General features: G+C 58.0%; 18 protein-coding genes. 3 read left to right on the top strand and 15 right to left on the bottom strand.

Annotation, left to right across the window (positions count from 1 at the left end):
* Window positions 1–50 precede the first annotated feature (50 nt).
* The 6 genes from nth to JQU52_RS06150 form a co-directional block, all read right to left on the bottom strand.
* On the bottom strand, window positions 51–680 hold the full coding sequence (gene nth, locus JQU52_RS06175) for an endonuclease III (protein ID WP_230340259.1): 630 nt from the start codon (window positions 678–680) through the stop codon (window positions 51–53).
* A 66-nt stretch (window positions 681–746) separates the two neighbouring features.
* On the bottom strand, window positions 747–1,316 hold the full coding sequence (locus tag JQU52_RS06170) for a thermonuclease family protein (RefSeq protein ID WP_230340258.1): 570 nt from the start codon (window positions 1,314–1,316) through the stop codon (window positions 747–749).
* The gene (locus tag JQU52_RS06165) at window positions 1,316–1,639 is read right to left on the bottom strand and encodes an EF-hand domain-containing protein (RefSeq protein WP_230340257.1); all 324 of its coding nucleotides are present in this window, start codon (window positions 1,637–1,639) and stop codon (window positions 1,316–1,318) included. The genes JQU52_RS06170 and JQU52_RS06165 overlap by 1 nt, the downstream gene beginning before the upstream one ends.
* A gap of 4 nt (window positions 1,640–1,643) precedes the next feature.
* Window positions 1,644–2,309 carry a ribose-5-phosphate isomerase RpiA gene (gene rpiA / locus JQU52_RS06160; RefSeq protein WP_230340256.1) on the bottom strand — a complete coding sequence of 222 codons (666 nt, stop codon included), beginning with the start codon at window positions 2,307–2,309 and terminating at the stop codon, window positions 1,644–1,646.
* Between the two features lie 94 nt (window positions 2,310–2,403).
* A complete protein-coding gene (gene pgi / locus JQU52_RS06155; protein WP_230340255.1) occupies window positions 2,404–4,095 on the bottom strand; it encodes a glucose-6-phosphate isomerase in 1,692 nt (563 codons plus the stop codon).
* A gap of 9 nt (window positions 4,096–4,104) precedes the next feature.
* Window positions 4,105–4,965 carry an SIS domain-containing protein gene (locus JQU52_RS06150; RefSeq protein ID WP_230340254.1) on the bottom strand — a complete coding sequence of 287 codons (861 nt, stop codon included), beginning with the start codon at window positions 4,963–4,965 and terminating at the stop codon, window positions 4,105–4,107.
* A gap of 123 nt (window positions 4,966–5,088) precedes the next feature.
* Here JQU52_RS06150 and JQU52_RS06145 point away from each other — a divergent pair, with 123 nt between their 5' ends.
* The gene (locus JQU52_RS06145; RefSeq protein ID WP_230340253.1) at window positions 5,089–5,604 is read left to right on the top strand and encodes a hypothetical protein; all 516 of its coding nucleotides are present in this window, start codon (window positions 5,089–5,091) and stop codon (window positions 5,602–5,604) included.
* On the opposite strand, the gene JQU52_RS06140 is transcribed toward JQU52_RS06145, so the two are convergent.
* The 3 genes from JQU52_RS06140 to zwf form a co-directional block, all read right to left on the bottom strand.
* Window positions 5,536–6,516 (bottom strand): glucokinase, encoded by a 981-nt coding sequence (locus JQU52_RS06140; RefSeq protein ID WP_230340252.1) that lies wholly within the window; start codon window positions 6,514–6,516, stop codon window positions 5,536–5,538. The genes JQU52_RS06145 and JQU52_RS06140 overlap by 69 nt on opposite strands.
* A complete protein-coding gene (gene pgl / locus JQU52_RS06135) occupies window positions 6,509–7,219 on the bottom strand; it encodes a 6-phosphogluconolactonase (RefSeq protein WP_230340251.1) in 711 nt (236 codons plus the stop codon). The genes JQU52_RS06140 and pgl overlap by 8 nt, the downstream gene beginning before the upstream one ends.
* A gap of 75 nt (window positions 7,220–7,294) precedes the next feature.
* A complete protein-coding gene (zwf, locus tag JQU52_RS06130) occupies window positions 7,295–8,755 on the bottom strand; it encodes a glucose-6-phosphate dehydrogenase (protein ID WP_230340250.1) in 1,461 nt (486 codons plus the stop codon).
* 456 nt (window positions 8,756–9,211) lie between these two features.
* Here zwf and edd point away from each other — a divergent pair, with 456 nt between their 5' ends.
* Window positions 9,212–11,041: a phosphogluconate dehydratase gene (gene edd, locus JQU52_RS06125; RefSeq protein ID WP_230340249.1), complete on the top strand. Its 1,830-nt coding sequence runs from the start codon at window positions 9,212–9,214 to the stop codon at window positions 11,039–11,041.
* Window positions 11,042–11,107: 66 nt separating this feature from the next.
* Window positions 11,108–11,731 carry a bifunctional 4-hydroxy-2-oxoglutarate aldolase/2-dehydro-3-deoxy-phosphogluconate aldolase gene (locus JQU52_RS06120; RefSeq protein ID WP_230340248.1) on the top strand — a complete coding sequence of 208 codons (624 nt, stop codon included), beginning with the start codon at window positions 11,108–11,110 and terminating at the stop codon, window positions 11,729–11,731.
* A 148-nt stretch (window positions 11,732–11,879) separates the two neighbouring features.
* Here the strand turns inward: JQU52_RS06120 and JQU52_RS06115 are convergent, their stop codons facing one another.
* The 6 genes from JQU52_RS06115 to dnaQ form a co-directional block, all read right to left on the bottom strand.
* Window positions 11,880–12,071, bottom strand: a complete 192-nt coding sequence (locus JQU52_RS06115) for a hypothetical protein (RefSeq protein ID WP_230340247.1) — start codon at window positions 12,069–12,071, stop codon at window positions 11,880–11,882.
* Between the two features lie 96 nt (window positions 12,072–12,167).
* A complete protein-coding gene (locus JQU52_RS06110) occupies window positions 12,168–13,052 on the bottom strand; it encodes a DMT family transporter (protein ID WP_230340246.1) in 885 nt (294 codons plus the stop codon).
* A 168-nt stretch (window positions 13,053–13,220) separates the two neighbouring features.
* Entirely contained in the window at window positions 13,221–13,589 is a 369-nt protein-coding gene (locus JQU52_RS06105; protein WP_230340245.1) for a hypothetical protein, read from the bottom strand.
* 192 nt (window positions 13,590–13,781) lie between these two features.
* Entirely contained in the window at window positions 13,782–14,261 is a 480-nt protein-coding gene (gene ispF, locus JQU52_RS06100) for a 2-C-methyl-D-erythritol 2,4-cyclodiphosphate synthase (RefSeq protein WP_230340244.1), read from the bottom strand.
* Entirely contained in the window at window positions 14,258–14,968 is a 711-nt protein-coding gene (ispD, locus tag JQU52_RS06095) for a 2-C-methyl-D-erythritol 4-phosphate cytidylyltransferase (RefSeq protein WP_230340532.1), read from the bottom strand. Before ispD ends, ispF begins: the two co-directional genes overlap by 4 nt.
* On the bottom strand, window positions 14,965–15,690 hold the full coding sequence (gene dnaQ / locus JQU52_RS06090; RefSeq protein WP_230340243.1) for a DNA polymerase III subunit epsilon: 726 nt from the start codon (window positions 15,688–15,690) through the stop codon (window positions 14,965–14,967). The genes ispD and dnaQ overlap by 4 nt, the downstream gene beginning before the upstream one ends.
* Between the last annotated feature and the right edge of the window lie 24 nt (window positions 15,691–15,714).

Raw genomic sequence — 15,714 nt, 5'->3', positions numbered from 1 at the left:
TTTACGTGTTGATATTGGTTGGGAATGATATTCAATCCATGCCCGACACTTCAGCTCTTGGCCGGATACTCGCACAAATCGGCAATCAAACACTGCCCGCACTGCGGCTTGAGTGCCTTGCAGGTATAGCGCCCGTGTAAAATCAGCCAGTGGTGGGCATCGTAGAGATAAGGCTTGGGAATCAGGCGCACCAGTTTGTCTTCCACTTCGCGCACGTTTTTGCCCGGCGCAATGCGGGTGCGGTTGGCCACGCGGAAAATATGCGTGTCCACTGCCATGGCGGGCTGGCCGAATGCGGTATTGAGCACCACATTGGCGGTTTTGCGCCCCACGCCGGGTAACGCTTCCAGCGCTGCGCGATCCGCCGGCACTTCGCCGTTGTGCTGCTCCAGCAACAGACGGCAGGTTTGCATCACATGCTTGGCCTTGGTTTTGTAGAGGCCGATGGTTTTGATGTAATCGGTGAGCGCATCCAGCCCCAAATCCAAGATGGCCTGCGGCGTATTGGCCACGGGAAACAGCCGTGCGGTGGCTTTGTTGACCGACACATCGGTGGCCTGCGCCGACAGCAGCACCGCAATCAGCAGCTCAAACGGGCTGGCAAACACCAGCTCGGTGGTGGGATGCGGATTGGCGGCCTGAAAGCGGGCAAAGATTTGTTGGCGTTTTTGGGCATTCATGGGCGTGGCGCTAAAAAAGGGATTATGGGGTTTTCAGGCAGCCTAATAATAAACAGAGGTTTGTGTTTACTGACGGCGAAATTGCCACGGCGGCACTGCATCGCGCTGTTGCCACAAACCTTGGCGGCTGTGGCGGGCATTGAATTCGGCGGCGCGGTAGCGGGCATAGGCGGCGCTGTTTTGCTTATTTTTGGCGATGCTGCGGTAGTGCCAAGCCGCACCTTGCTGCAATTGCCACAGGCTAATGTCGGTGTCGCCGAGCCAAATTTGTGCCACTTGGCGCTGGTAGCGGTCGCGCTCCAACACGCTGACGGTGACTTGCTGGCCCAACAAACGCTGGCGCAAGCCGTCGCGGCTGGTCATACCGTATGCTTGGCCGATTTCGGGTGCATCCACAAAAGCCAAGCGGATGCGATGCACACGGCCATGAACATCGCGCACGCGCAAACTGTCGCCATCGTGCACCGAAATCACCACCCCGCTCAGCTGCTGGGCCGCCGCTTGGCGCTGATATTGCCCCAGCGCCAAATCCACTTTATCCAGCGCCTGCTGCGGCCATTGCGGCGGCGGATCAGCGGCTACCTGCCACGACAAAGCCGCCGCCATCAGCAGCACCATCAAGCTGCGCCAAGACATTATTTAGTCCACGGCCAGCCGGCGCAGGGATTGGGCAGATACAAATAGAGGTCGCCCAATTCATCCGCGCCTTCGCCCAAACCGCCCAACTTGCCATCGCCGTTTTTGTCCAAACGGGCAAAAGCGGCTTCATCAGCAGGATTTTTTTCAAAATGGCTGTAGTTGCTGCCGCTAAAGTCGGCATCCACCAGCTCGCTGCGCTGCAAGGCGCCATCGCGGTTGTGGTCGTTGGCCTGCATAAAGGCCTGCCAATCAAATGATACCGGTTCGCAGGCCCAGGCGCTAAGCGGCCATAGCAAGGCCAAAATAGATAGGTATTTCATGGCTTTATTTGGCATACACCAGCTCAACACCGCCGGCACGCGCCAACACCAATACATCGGCGGGGCGGCGGGCGAAAATGCCGTTTTCCACCACGCCGGGAATGTGGTTGATGGCGTCTTCCATGCTCATCGGCTGGTCTAAATTCAGGCCGGACACATCCACAATCTGGTGGCCGTTGTCGGTTTTCACGCCGATACGCAGCTCCGGCTCGCCGCCCAGCTTCAACAATTGGCGCGACACCAGCGAGCGCGCGTGTTCAATCACTTCTACCGGCAAGGGAAATTTGCCCAGCCGAGCCACGTATTTGCTCTCATCGGCAATACACACAAACTGGCGCGAGGCCGAGGCCACGATTTTTTCATTCAACAAAGCACCGCCGCCGCCTTTAATCATTTGCAACGAATGGTTGATTTCGTCGGCACCGTCCACATACAACGCCAGGCCGTTGACTTCGTTCAGCCCCACTTCGGCAATGCCGTGCTGACGCAACAAGGCGCTGGTGGACGAAGAAGTCGACACCGCACCTTTGATGTCTTTAGCGCTGGCGGCCAGCGCTTCGATAAAATATTTCACCGTGGAGCCGGTGCCCACGCCGATGTATTCGCCATGCGGCACCAGTTCCAGCGCCTTGTGCGCCGCCATGCGTTTCAAGTCGTCTTGTGTGGCCATTGGGGTTTCCTTGGGGGTTGGATGGGATGAAGGTATTAGGGTAAAGGCTGCCTGAAACCAAAAATATAGCAAACAACGCAATACGGCCGCGATTCTACTTATCCTCGGGCTGTTTGAATACCTGCTCGCACACGCCGCCGTTTTCGCAATTGGTTTGGCGGTAAAGCTGCACTAGCCGGGCGGTGGAGCTGTCATGGGCTTGCGGCGGGGTGTCGCCGGTGAGCTCGGCCAGAATGGTTTTGGCCAGCTGTTTACCCAATTCCACGCCCCATTGGTCGAAGCTGTTGATGCCCCACACCACGCCTTGCACAAAAATTTTATGTTCGTAAAGCGCAATCAGGCTGCCCATATTGCGCGGGTCGAGCCGGGAGAGCAGCAGCAGATTGCTGGGGCGGTTGCCCACAAACACTTTGTGCGGCACCAAAGCCTCGATTTCGCTTTCAGGCAGCCCTTGTGCTGCCAATTCGGTGCGCACTTCGGCGGCGGTTTTGCCACGCATAAACGCTTCGGCTTGGGCAAATACATTGGCCAGCAGGATTTCGTGGTGGCCGGGCAGATTGCTGCGTTTTTCCAGCGAGGCAATCAAATCAATCGGGGTGATGTGGGTGCCTTGGTGCAGCAATTGGAAAAAGGCGTGCTGGCCGTTGATGCCGGTTTCGCCCCAGATAATCGGCGCGGTTTCGTGCGCCACCGCTTGGCCGTCGAGCGTCACTTGTTTGCCGTTGCTTTCCATATCCAATTGCTGGATAAACGCGGGCAGGCGGTGTAGGTATTGGTCGTAAGGGGCGATGATGTGGCTGCCGCCGCCGTAAAAATTGATATACCAAATGCCGATCATCGCCAGCAGCACCGGCATGTTTTGCTCCAAGGGCGCGTTTTTGAAATGCTGATCCATTAAGTGGGCGCCGTTGAGCATTTCGATAAAATTTTCTTCGCCCAGATACAGCATAATCGGCAGGCCGATGGCCGACCACAGGCTGTAGCGCCCGCCCACCCAGTCCCAAAATTCAAACATATTGGCCGGGTTGATGCCGAATGCGGCCACCGCTTTTTGGTTGGTAGACACCGCCACAAAGTGTTTGGCCACATCGGCTTCGCTGTTGGCGTATTTCAAAAACCACGCCCGTGCAGTGAGCGCATTGGTGAGGGTTTCTTGGGTGGTAAAGGTTTTGGAGGCCACCACAAACAAGGTGGTTTCGGGGTGTACTTTTTTCAGTGTTTCTTTGAGCTGCATGCCGTCGATATTCGACACAAAATGCATACGCAGGCGCGGATGGCCAAACGGCTTGAGCGCCGAGCACATCATCAAAGGGCCCAAATCGGAGCCGCCGATGCCGATGTTCACCACATCGGTAATCACCTGATTGGTGTAACCCAGCCACTCGCCGCCGCGCACAGCGTGGGCAAAGCGCCCCATGCGCTCGAGCACGGCGTTTACTTTGGGCATCACGTCTTCGCCGTCTACTTTAATCGGCGCATTGGTGCGGTTGCGCAGCGCCACATGCAGCACGGCGCGGTGTTCGGTGGGGTTGATTTTATCGCCGTGAAACATCTGCTTGATGCGTTCAGGCAGCCCGGCTTCGCGCGCCAAATCCATCAACAGCGCCAAGGTTTCATCGGTGATGCGGTTTTTGCTGTAGTCGAGCATAATGCCGCCCACTTCCAGCCAATAGCGCTCGGCACGATTAGGGTCTTCGGCAAACAAATCACGCATGTGCACGTTTTTGGTTTGCTCAAAATGCTGCCATAAGGCGTTCCAAGCAGGCAATTCGGTGAGATGGCGCATAAGGTTTCCTTAGTGGCGAGGGGGTTTGGCGGCTGGGCTGAGCCGCTTGGCCTTGATGCTGTTTTTGGTTTTGGCCAGCACTTCGCTGACATTGGCACCCAAGCGCAATGCCAAGCCGATGGTGAGCATGTCCACCACCAACAATTGCAACAGGCGCGAAATCATCGGCGTGTAGGTGTTGCCGTCTTCATGGCTGGCCACGCTGAGCACCACATCGGCTTCGGCGGCCAGCGCCGAATCGGCACGGGTGAGCGCCACCACCGCAGCGCCGTTTTGCTTGGCCAGCCGCACCGCATCGAGTAAGTCAAGCGAAGAGCCGGAGTGTGAAATCACCACCAGCGCGTCTTGCGGGCTGAGTACCGAGGCGGCCATCAGTTGGATGTGGTTGTCGGTGTAGGCCACGGTAGACACGCCGAAGCGAAACAGCTTGTGCTGTGCGTCTTGCGCCACAATGCCGGAATTGCCCGCACCGTAAAATTCAATCCGCCGCGCCTTAACCAGCAGCGACACCGCTTTGTCCAGCGCCGCTTCCGACAGCGATTTGCGGCAGCTTAAAATGGCCGCAGCGGTGTTGCCGAGCACTTTTTCCATCACGTCTTGCAAGGAGTCGGTGCTGTTGAGCTCTTCGTGCACATAAGGCGTGCCTTCGTGGCCGATGCTGGCCGACAGATTGAGCTTGAATTCGGGCAAACCCTTATAGCCCAAGCTGCGGCAAAAACGGATCACCGTGGGCTGGCTTACCTGCGCCTCTTTGGCAATTTCGGCCACCGCAGCATGCACAAACCATTTGGCATCGGCCAGCGCACACTCGCCCACCTTGCGCTCCGCCGCCGACAATTCGGGCAGTTTTTGGCTAATCATCACCAGCATATCCGGCTCCTTGTGAATGGTTTTTTGTTATGGTTATCATGTGAACATTTGCGCACATTATTAATATTAAAGGCTGCCTGAAACCATCTAATCCGTGATTGCCGAACTTGATTAGGCAATCCATTGGACGCACAAACTAAAACAAAGCGGATGGACTTCCAAAAAACAGGCAGTATTTTTTTATGCGTTTTCTTATCGTTTTACTTGGCGCTTCATGGCCGCGCGGCCACTTACTTTCTTTGTTTCACCAAAGAAAGTAAGCAAAGAAAGGTGACCCCGGTTGCAGGTTTGGCTACGCCAAACTTCCCTCACTACACATGCTTTTGGCGGCGGGCGCTAGTCGCTGCGCTCCGGACCGCCCTTATTTCCGCCAAAACCATGTTCCGTTCGGCTGCGCCAAGGGAAAGGCTGCACGGATTTTTCGTTTCAGGCAGCCTGAATAAAAAAGCAACCGTCGGATTCAAGAATCCGACCTACAGCCAAGGCTGCCTGAAAGGCGCATACATCCAATTAAAATATCCGGCCAACACCTGCCCTCTGATTCCTGAAACCCGACACCTGAAACCTGCTTCAGGCAGCCTGATGCAAATGCTGCGCCAAGGCCACGGCGGCGCCGGCCAAGCCCGGCTGTTTGTTTAGCACCACATACACCGGAATCGCCGCCAGATAGGCATCGAAGCGGCCTTTGCTTTCAAAGCGGCTGCGAAACGGCGAGGTGGGGAAATAATCGATAAAACGCGGCACAATGCCACCGCACACATACACACCGCCGCGCGCGCCCAGCGTGAGCGCCAAATTGGCGGCGGTGGTGCCCAAAATGGCGCAAAAAATATCCAGGCTCAGCCGTGCCAGCGGCGAATGCCCCCCCAGCGCGCGTTCGCTGATTTCGGCGGCGGTGAGCGTGGGGCGGTCTACTTGTTCGCGTACCGCCAGCGCTTCGTAAATCAGGCTTAAGCCTGCGCCGGACAGCAGACGCTCGGCCGATACATGGCCGTAGCGTTCGCGCGCGTATTGCCATAGATAGATTTCGGTGTCGTCAAACGGCGAAAAGCTCACATGGCCGCCCTCGCCCGCCAGCGCCACAAAGCCGCCCTGCCCCGGCACCAGCCCCGATACCCCCAAGCCGGTGCCGGGGCCAATCACCGCTTTTGGGGCACTGTCCAAGGGCTGGCCGCCGCCCACCTGCACCAATTCATCAGCGCCCACTTGTGGCACCGATAAAGCTTGGGCGGTAAAGTCGTTGAGCAAAATCAGTGTATCCAGATGCAGTGCCTGGCGGGTGGTTTCGATGGAAAACGCCCAATGGTGGTTGGTCATCTGCACCCAGTCGCCCACAATCGGGTTGGCAATGGCGATGGCGGCATGGCGGATGGGCGGATTGCCTACCCGCGCCAGATAGGTGCGGATGGCCTCGACAATACTGTCGTAATCGTTGGCCGCCAATACATCAATGTGTTGCAGCACCTGCGGCGCGGTCTCGAGGGCGAAACGGGCGTTGGTGCCGCCAATATCGGCCACCAAGCGCGGCCAGTTTGGGTCGATATTATTCATGGTAGTGGATGTGCGCAGAAACCTGCGGATGGTTGAGCACCAGCCCCACGGGCAAGGCGGCGCTGTGGGCGGCCAGTGCTTGCTGCAAGACGCGGCGCTTGCTGCTGCCGCCAATCGCCAGCAGCACGTTGGCCGCCGTCGCAATGGCACCCAAGCTAAGGCTGATGCGCTCGTGCGGGGCGCTCACCGGTGTGGTGTGCAGCAATGCCGGTGCATCGGCAGCCAAGGCCGCGGGCAGCTGCGATGCAGATGGAAATAAGCTGGCGGTGTGGCCGTCGTCGCCCATGCCCAGCAGCACCACGTCCGGCTGGCGGTAGTCTGCCAAGGCTGCGGCCACCGATGCGGCCACATTTTCAGGCTGCCTGAAAAATAAGTCATCGGCATTTTCGGCCACCAGCGGCTGCCATTGCGCCAAGGCCGCGTGGTGTTGCAGTAAATGGCGGCGCACCAAAGCGCCGTTGCTGTCGGCATGGTGGGCAGGCACCCAGCGCTCGTCCACCAAGGTGATGGTCACTTTATGCCAAGGCAATTCGATTTGGCTTAAGGCTTCAAAAACCGCAATCGGCGAGCGCCCGCCGGACACGGCCAGCACGGCATAATCTTGGCTGTTGATGTGGTGGCGCAGCAAAGCGGCCACGGCCTGCGCCAAACCTTGCGCCTGCGCGGCGGCATCAGGATAGGCAAAATAAGTGGCGGTGTTCATGGTTTCTCTACATTAAAAAGATGATTTTATTAAAAATATCATTTTATTGGCTGTTATCTAAAGGCTGCCTGAAAACTACAGCTCTTCATGCCAGCAGGTATTGCTTTTCGACAACAGCGCACTCGAAGCAGCAGGCCCCCAGCTGCCGGCGGTATACAGCTTCGGCTCGGTGTTGTTGGCGGCCCAGTAGTCCATAATCGGCGTTACCCATTCCCATGCCGCCACCAATTCGTCGCGGCGCATAAATAGCGCCAGTTTGCCGTTAATCACATCCAAGAGCAGGCGCTCGTAGGCGTCGGCGCGACGGGCGTGGAATACATTGCAAAAATCCAGATTCAGAAAAGTGGATTGCACCGCCATATCGTTGCCCGGCTGTTTGGCCTGCAAATACAGGCGGATGTCTTCTTCCGGTTGCAGGCGGATCACCAAGCGGTTGGGCGCCGCCGCGGCGCTGCCGGGAAACAACTCCAGCGGCACGGCGCGAAAATTAATCACAATTTCGGCCAACTTTTCCTGCATCCGCTTGCCGGTGCGCAAGAAAAACGGCACCCCTGCCCAGCGCCAATTCTGGATTTCCGCTTTAATGGCCACAAAAGTTTCGGTGTGGCTGTGGGCGGCCACATCGGCCTCATCGCGATACGCGGGCACCGGCGCGCCATTAATCGCGCCGGCTTTATACTGGCCGCGCACCACTTGCCGCGCCACGTCTTCGGCGCTTAAAGGCTTGAGCGACTTGAGCACCTTCAGCTTTTCATCGCGCACGGCATCGGCATCAAGGCTGGCGGGCGGCTCCATCGCCACCATACACAGCAATTGCAGCAAGTGGTTTTGCACCATATCGCGCAAGGCGCCGGTGCCGTCGTAAAACTCGCCGCGCCCTTCCACGCCCAAGCTCTCGGCAATGGTGATTTGCACGCTGTCGATCCACTGGCGACGCCACAAAGGCTCAAACAGCACATTGGCAAAGCGGATGGCCAGCAGGTTTTGCACCGATTCTTTGCCCAGATAGTGGTCGATACGGTAAATCTGCGTTTCGTTAAAAAACTCGGCCACCGCGTCATTGATGGCGTTGGACGACGCCAAATCGGTGCCCAGCGGTTTTTCCAACACCACGCGCACTTGGCTGCCGTTCAGCCCCACCGCGGCCAGATGGCGGCAAATGGGGGTGAAGTAGCGCGGCGCGGTAGACAAATAGCAAATCACTTCGCCGCGTTTTTCCTGCGCGGCCAAAGCGGCGGCCAAGCGCTGAAAGCCGGCTGCATCGTTGGCATCAAGCTGGATATAGTCGATGCGCTGGCAAAAGCTTTGCCATTGCGCCGCATCAAAAGCGTGTTTGATGTGGATGCGCGCCTCGGCTTCCACTTGCTGCAAATAGGCATCACGCCCCAAATCTTTGCGCCCCAAGGCCCACAAGCGGCCATTTTGATTAAGCAAACCGGCCGCATGCGCCTGATACAGCGACGGCAACAATTTGCGCATCACCAAATCACCGGTGCCGCCAAACAGCACCATATCAAAAACAGGTTTATTGTCCATTTACGCCATCCCGTTTAAATCCAGCCAATTAAATCCAAACAACCCGGATTCAGGCAGCCTACGCTTAATGAAATTTTACAACAGATGCCGCCCATGCACGGCCTTTATTTTGTAGCAATCCTACATTTGCCGCCAGCGCTTGTCCAGCCTTTCCGCAGCGCGAAGATGCGCTGCCAAACCAAGATTGGCACACCGCTTTAATTTAACCTCGCCAAGCTGCTGTTTTATGAATCTTTGATAAATTAACTTACCACAAATAAGGCTGCCTGAAAGCGCTTGCTTATCCACAAAATATCGCTACATCAAGCCATGATTTTTGAGTATTCAATATGCCGCAATGCAGCAAATAAACACCGGCATTACCCATGTTGCAGTGCAAGTTGCCAAATTTTTGTAATAAAACTACAATCAACCCACATTAAAATATCCGCAGCCAATCTTGAGAAAGAGGCACGCATGAACACCCTCCACCCCATCATCCACAGCGTTACCGAACGCATCCGCCAACGCAGCCACGCCAGCCGCAGCGCTTATTTGGCCCGCATCCACAGCGCTGCGGCGCAAGGCAAAACCCAGCGCAGCCAATTGGGCTGCACCAATTTGGCACACGGCTTTGCCGCCATGGATAAGGCCGTCAAAATCGAGCTGGCACAAGAAGCCATGCCCAATCTGGCCATTGTGTCGGCCTATAACGACATGCTATCTGCCCACCAGCCTTTTGCCGCGTTTCCCGCTTGGCTGAAAGAGGCCGCGTGGCAGCACGGCGCCAGCGCACAATTTGCCGGCGGCGTGCCCGCCATGTGCGACGGCATCACCCAAGGGCAAAGCGGCATGGAGCTATCGTTGTTTTCGCGCGATGTGATTGCCATGAGCACCGCCGTGGCGCTGGCGCACCACATGTTTGACGGCGCACTGTATCTGGGCGTGTGCGACAAAATTGTGCCCGGCCTGTTGATTGGCGCACTGGCATTCGGCCACCTGCCCGCCCTGTTTGTGCCCGCCGGCCCGATGACCACCGGCATCGCCAACGACGACAAAGCGCGGATACGCCAATTATTCGCCGAAGGCAAAGTGGGGCGCGATGCCCTGCTGCAAAGCGAAGCCGCCTGCTACCACGGCGCAGGTACCTGCACCTTTTACGGCACCGCCAACTCCAATCAAATGCTGATGGAAATCATGGGTCTGCATCTGCCCGGCGCCGCGTTTGCCCACCCCGGCACCCCGCTGCGCGAAGCGCTTACCCGCCAAGCGGCCGCCCTATTGGCGCAACAGCTCAATAGCGGCAGCGCCATGCCGGTAGGCGAAATGGTGGACGAAAAAACCATTGTCAACGGCATGGTGGGCTTGCTCGCCACCGGCGGCTCCACCAACCACACCCTGCATTTGGTGGCGATGGCGCGAGCGGCGGGCATCATCATCAACTGGTCAGACTTCGACGACTTATCCGCCGCTACACCCTTGCTGGCACGCATTTATCCCAACGGCAAAGCCGACATCAACCATTTCCATGCCGCCGGCGGCGTGGGGCTGGTGGTGCGCGAGCTGCTGGCGGCCGGTTTGCTGCATCCGGATGTGCACACCGTAGTGGGCCACGGTTTGCACACCCACACACAAGAGCCCTATCTGCATAATGGCGTGCTGCAATGGCGCGACGCCCCCGACCACAGCGGCGACGACAGCGTTTTGCGCCCGGCACACGCCCCCTTTGCCGCCAACGGCGGCCTGCGCCTGCTGCAAGGCAATATCGGCCGCGCGGTGATTAAAGTTTCTGCCGTGGCCGCCGATCAGCAAATCATCCAAGCGCCCGCACGCGTGTTCGATAATCAACACGCCGTACTGGCCGCATTTGAGCGCGGCGAATTAAACCAAGACGGCGTGGTGGTGGTGCGCTTTCAAGGCGCGCGTGCCAACGGCATGCCCGAATTGCACCAGCTCACTCCGGCCTTAAGCGTGCTGCAAAACCGCGGCTTTAAAGTGGCGATTGTTACCGACGGGCGCATGTCCGGCGCGTCCGGCAAAGTACCGGCGGCGATTCATGTCTCTCCCGAAGCCTTGATGGGCGGCGATATTGCCAAAATCCGCGATGGCGACATCATCCGCCTAGATGCCGTGAGCGGCGAATTGAAGGTATTGGTTGACGCCACCGAATGGGCTGCCCGCCAGCCCGCCGGCGCCGATTTAAACGCCAATGCCCACGGCTGCGGCCGCGAGCTGTTTGCCGGTATGCGCCAATTGGCCAGCAGCGCCGAAACCGGGGCAATGAGCTTTGGCGGTGATTTTGCCTAGCCTACACGCATAAACCGCTGCCATGGTTCAGGCAGCCTTTTCCACTCTAAACAACAAGGAACACCCATGAATACCCGCGAACTGTTGGCCTTAAGCCCGATTGTGCCGGTAATGGTCGTCGACGATGCCGAAGCCGCCGTGGATTTGGCACAAGCGCTGGTGGCCGGTGGCATTTACGCACTGGAAATCACCCTGCGCACCCCGGCGGCCCTGCCCGCCATGCGCCGCATCCGCGATGCCGTGCCGCAAGCGGTGGTGGGTGCGGGCACCATCACCCAGCCTTTACAAGTGCAACAATGTATTGATGCCGGTGCGCAATTCGGCGTCAGCCCCGGCCTCACGCCTGCTTTGGCAAACGCCGTACAAAGCGCCGCGCTGCCGTTTCTGCCCGGCGTGGCCAGTGCCAGCGAACTGATGGCCGCACTGGCCGCCGGTTTCGATACCTGTAAGCTCTTTCCCGCCGAAGCCGTGGGCGGCATCAAACTGCTGCAAGCCTTGGCAGGCCCTTTTGCCGATGCCCGCTTCTGCCCCACCGGCGGCATCACCCCGACCAACGCAGCCGACTACTTGGCCTTGCCCAATGTATTGGCCGTGGGCGGCTCTTGGCTCACCCCCAAAGCCACCGTTGCCGCCCAAAATTGGACGGAAATCACCCGCTTGGCTCAAGCGGCGGGGGCTTTGCGTGCCTGAATTTGGTAGAGAACAAAACCAAACCGTTGCTCTTGAGTGGGTGTAAACCCACCTAAAGCAAGCAAATTAATACCAATTCTACAAAATAACCTAACTGCGTTGGCTCGCCTTGCCGTACTATTTGTACTGTCTTCGGCTCGCCGCCTTGTTATCTTATTTTGTAGAATGGGTATAAGCCCTGAAAATTACGCGTTCGTAAGATGTCGATTTGCACATAGCCCAAATGCTGCACCGCTTTAAGCACCGCCGTTTTGCCGGCACCAAAGGCCGCCTCCACGGCCAAGCCTTGGCAAGCCAATGTGGCCGCTGCCCATTGCGGCAAGGTGTTGTGTGTTGGCATGGTGGGTGTTTGATGTGATTGCACGTGAAAATCAAGATGGCTTAAATTCGCGCATCGCCGGATTTCAGGCAGCCTAAAGCAAACGCAGCCGGAGTGCTATTTCTGGTGTGTTTGCGGCCATAAGCCCGACACCATCATCGCCGCCACAATCAGCAAGCCGCCCAGCCATACATGGCCGCCGATGTGTTCGCCCAGCAGCCACCAGGCAAACAGGGCGCCAAACAGCGGCTCTAGGTTGAAAATCAACGCCGCCCGTTGCGGGGTGGTGTGTTCTTGGAAGCGCATTTGCACCCAAAAGGCAAACGCGGTAGCAAATCCGGCAGTGAGCAGCAGCGCCCGCCACAAGCCGCCGTCCCACACCGCCGGCCACAAAGGCTGCCCGGTCGGCATGCAGGCGGCGGCAAACAGCATGGCCGCCACCACCAGCTGCACCACGGTGAGCCATTCGGCATTGTGGCGTGGTGCCAATCTATCGGTGGCGATGATTTGCAGGGCGCTGAACACCGCGCCCACCAACACCAGCACATCGCCCAGCCCCGGGCGCACCGCATGCACTTGCGACAGCACTGCCAAACCGAGCAAACCCAACAGCACCGACCACTTCACCCCTGCGTGCAAAGGGCGGCGCCACAGCAAGCGCTCCAGCAGCGGCACAAACAGCATGGTCAGCCCGGCCAGAAAACCGGTGTTGGCAGCGCTGGTGTATTGCAGCCCGCCAATCAAAAAGGCAAACGCCAAAAACAACAACACGCCCAATACCGCACCGGCCAGCACCGTGCTGCGATTAATGTCGCGCGGCTGGCGCAAGGCAAACGGCAACACCAGCAAGGCGGCCAAGGCAAAGCGCAGCCACAGCAAGGTCCAGATGCCGTGCAGTGCCATCGCGTCTTTCATCAGCGGGAAACCCAGCCCCCAGGCCACGGCAATATTGAGCAGCATCAGCTCGGCAAACAGGGTGCGGCGGTTGAATAAGGCGTTCATGGCACAGCGTTCATTTTGTGATGTTGCATCATAACAAAAAACCTTTCAGGCAGCCTGAAAGGTTTTTTAAAAAGATATTCCGGGTAGTATGAATCGGGCAGTAATGCCGAACATCCCGCGTCATCTGATACCGTTATTTACATCAAACCGCTCGGTGTCGCGGCCATATCAAAAATTGCCCGAATCATTGCACATCAATTCATCAGTGCCAATCACACCGTAGCACACCATTTTGTCGTCTTTCAGCGGCACCGACAGCGCATACGCCGGTTTGCCGTTGAGCATCAAGCGGCGCTGGCTGATGGGTTTGCCTTCATCGCCCAAGCCAATGCTCACTTTATTGCCGCCTTTTTGCCATTCCCAAGTGGTGTAAAAATATTGGTCGGTGGCCGCACAGGTGGTGACTTGGCAGGCACCGCGGCTTTTTAAGGCACCGGCTTGATAGTAATAACATTGGCCGCTGCCTTCGCCGCAACCTGCCCACGCGGCGGTGCTCAACAAGCCCGCATATAAACACAACGCCAGTCTGGTTTTCATAGTGCCTCCTCCGGTGCGATACCGTGTGTGGTTTATCAACAAGACAACACGCGCGATTTTTAGCACGCATTCAGCCACTTGGGCAAGCAAAATCTTTGTCTAAAGAACAGGATAACCCCGTTTCTGGGCCTTAACGACCCAATGTCGGATTCAAGAATCCAATCTACGCATGGTTGTTGAGGCTGCCTGAAATCACCGTGCCTGCAACAGCACCACCGCCTGCGCTTCAATGCCCTCTTGCCGCCCCAAATAGCCGAGCTTTTCATTGGTTTTGCCCTTCACATTCACCGCGCCGATGTCCAGCCCCAAATCGGCGGCGATATGGGCGCGCATGGCGTCGATATGGGGGCGCAGTTTGGGCTGTTGGGCAATCACGGTGCTGTCTACATTCACCACCTGCCAGCCCGCCGCCTGCACCGCAGCATAGGCGGCGCGCAGCAGTACGCGGCTGTCTGCATCTTTATTTTCGGCGGCGGTGTCGGGAAACAGCTTGCCGATGTCGCCCAGCGCCGCCGCGCCCAGCAGGGCATCGGTAATGGCGTGCAGCAAGGCGTCGGCATCGGAATGGCCGAGCAGGCCTTTGTCGAACGGGATGGTAACGCCGCCCAAAATCAATGGCCGCCCGGCCACCAGTTGATGGACATCATAGCCTTGCCCAATGCGGATATTCATGCGGATTCCTGTGAATGGCGCAGCAAGCATTCGGCCAATATGGCGTCTTGCGCGCGGGTGAGTTTGAAGTTGCGGCTGTCGCCTTCCACCAGCAGCGGCTGTAAGCCCAAGGCTTCGACGGCGGAAGATTCGTCGGTAATCTGGTTTAAATCCGCATCGGCCAGCGCCTGTTGCAATAGGCCGGCGCGGAACATCTGCGGCGTTTGCGCCTGCCACAAATGGCTGCGGTTTAAGGTGGCGGCCACGCTGTGCTGCCCGTTGGCACGCTTAAGCGTATCGGCCAGCGGCATGGCCAGCAAGCCGCCCACTGGGTGGGGTGCCACGGCATCCAGCAAGCGTTGTAATGCCGTGGCGGGCAAGCAGCAGCGGGCGGCATCGTGTACCAGTAGCCAATCATCCGCCGCCAGCAGGCCTTGCGCCAACAAGGCTTGTGTGCCGTTGCGCACGGTTTCAGCACGGCTATCGCCGCCGCAGTGCAGAATATGCAGTTTTTCAGGCAGCCCTGAAGACGGATAAACAGAATCGATATGGCCGTCGGCAGCCGACACCACAATGGCCACCGCATCGATTTGGTCGCAGGCCAATAATACCTCAGCGCTGTGCTGCAACACGGTTTTGCCCGCCAAGCGCACATATTGTTTGGGCGTGGCGGCGCCAAAGCGCGCGCCCACACCGGCGGCCGGCACCAGCGCCACATGCCGCGTCATGATTGCGGCCACTGGCGCCAAGCGCAATCGGCACCGGCGGCTTTGTCCAAATCAGCCAGATAGGCTTCATGCGCGGCCAGCTCGGCGCTATTGGCAGGCAATACTTTCAAATTAAGCTGAGCATGATTGTGCGCCGAGGCGGCCGGATTGGCGGCATTGGCCTGTTCGCCACCGCCCAGCATGTCGTCCACTAGGCTGAATTGGCTGCGCGTCATCGCCAGATACACATCGGCCAGCAGTTCGCAGTCGATTAAGGCGCCGTGCAGCACGCGGCGGCTGCGGTCCACATCCAGGCGTGTACACAGCGCATCAAGCGAATTTTTTTGCCCAGGATAGCGCTCTTTGGCCATTTTCAACGTGTCGGTAATTTGCGCGGCCGTTTTGCTCACCGGCGGCAATTTCATGCGCTTGAATTCCATGTCCAAAAAGCCGACATCGAAAGGCGCGTTGTGGATAATCAGCTCGGCACCACGGATAAAGTCGGCAATGCGCTGCCCTACGGCGGCAAACGGCTGTGCCTGTTTTTTTTCCAGCTCGGCAATGGTGAGGCCGTGGATGGCGGCGGCATCGGCAGGCATATCGCGCTCGGGATGCACATACACATGCAGGTATTCGCCGGTGAGGCGGCGGTCTATCATTTCCAGCCCGGCAAATTCCACTAGGCGGTCGTTGCCGTCGTGGTAAAAGCCGGTGGTTTCGGTGTCGAGGATAATTTGGCGCATAAGGGTTTTGAGCTTTGGGGATGA

The sequence above is a fragment of the Paralysiella testudinis genome (assembly GCF_016894345.1).
Taxonomy (GTDB): domain Bacteria; phylum Pseudomonadota; class Gammaproteobacteria; order Burkholderiales; family Neisseriaceae; genus Paralysiella; species Paralysiella testudinis.
The sequence above is the reverse complement of the archived record's forward strand: the minus strand, read 5'-3'. Positions and strand labels throughout refer to the sequence as shown.

Coding starts and splice junctions, on each gene's coding strand:
- nth (WP_230340259.1), bottom strand. CDS start 680: ATGAATGCCCAAAAACGCCAACAAATCTTTGCCCGCTTTCAGGCCGCC.
- JQU52_RS06170 (WP_230340258.1), bottom strand. CDS start 1,316: ATGTCTTGGCGCAGCTTGATGGTGCTGCTGATGGCGGCGGCTTTGTCG.
- JQU52_RS06165 (WP_230340257.1), bottom strand. CDS start 1,639: ATGAAATACCTATCTATTTTGGCCTTGCTATGGCCGCTTAGCGCCTGG.
- rpiA (WP_230340256.1), bottom strand. CDS start 2,309: ATGGCCACACAAGACGACTTGAAACGCATGGCGGCGCACAAGGCGCTG.
- pgi (WP_230340255.1), bottom strand. CDS start 4,095: ATGCGCCATCTCACCGAATTGCCTGCTTGGAACGCCTTATGGCAGCAT.
- JQU52_RS06150 (WP_230340254.1), bottom strand. CDS start 4,965: ATGCTGGTGATGATTAGCCAAAAACTGCCCGAATTGTCGGCGGCGGAG.
- JQU52_RS06140 (WP_230340252.1), bottom strand. CDS start 6,516: ATGAATAATATCGACCCAAACTGGCCGCGCTTGGTGGCCGATATTGGC.
- pgl (WP_230340251.1), bottom strand. CDS start 7,219: ATGAACACCGCCACTTATTTTGCCTATCCTGATGCCGCCGCGCAGGCG.
- zwf (WP_230340250.1), bottom strand. CDS start 8,755: ATGGACAATAAACCTGTTTTTGATATGGTGCTGTTTGGCGGCACCGGT.
- edd (WP_230340249.1), top strand. CDS start 9,212: ATGAACACCCTCCACCCCATCATCCACAGCGTTACCGAACGCATCCGC.
- JQU52_RS06120 (WP_230340248.1), top strand. CDS start 11,108: ATGAATACCCGCGAACTGTTGGCCTTAAGCCCGATTGTGCCGGTAATG.
- JQU52_RS06115 (WP_230340247.1), bottom strand. CDS start 12,071: ATGCCAACACACAACACCTTGCCGCAATGGGCAGCGGCCACATTGGCT.
- JQU52_RS06110 (WP_230340246.1), bottom strand. CDS start 13,052: ATGAACGCCTTATTCAACCGCCGCACCCTGTTTGCCGAGCTGATGCTG.
- JQU52_RS06105 (WP_230340245.1), bottom strand. CDS start 13,589: ATGAAAACCAGACTGGCGTTGTGTTTATATGCGGGCTTGTTGAGCACC.
- ispF (WP_230340244.1), bottom strand. CDS start 14,261: ATGAATATCCGCATTGGGCAAGGCTATGATGTCCATCAACTGGTGGCC.
- ispD (WP_230340532.1), bottom strand. CDS start 14,968: ATGACGCGGCATGTGGCGCTGGTGCCGGCCGCCGGTGTGGGCGCGCGC.
- dnaQ (WP_230340243.1), bottom strand. CDS start 15,690: ATGCGCCAAATTATCCTCGACACCGAAACCACCGGCTTTTACCACGAC.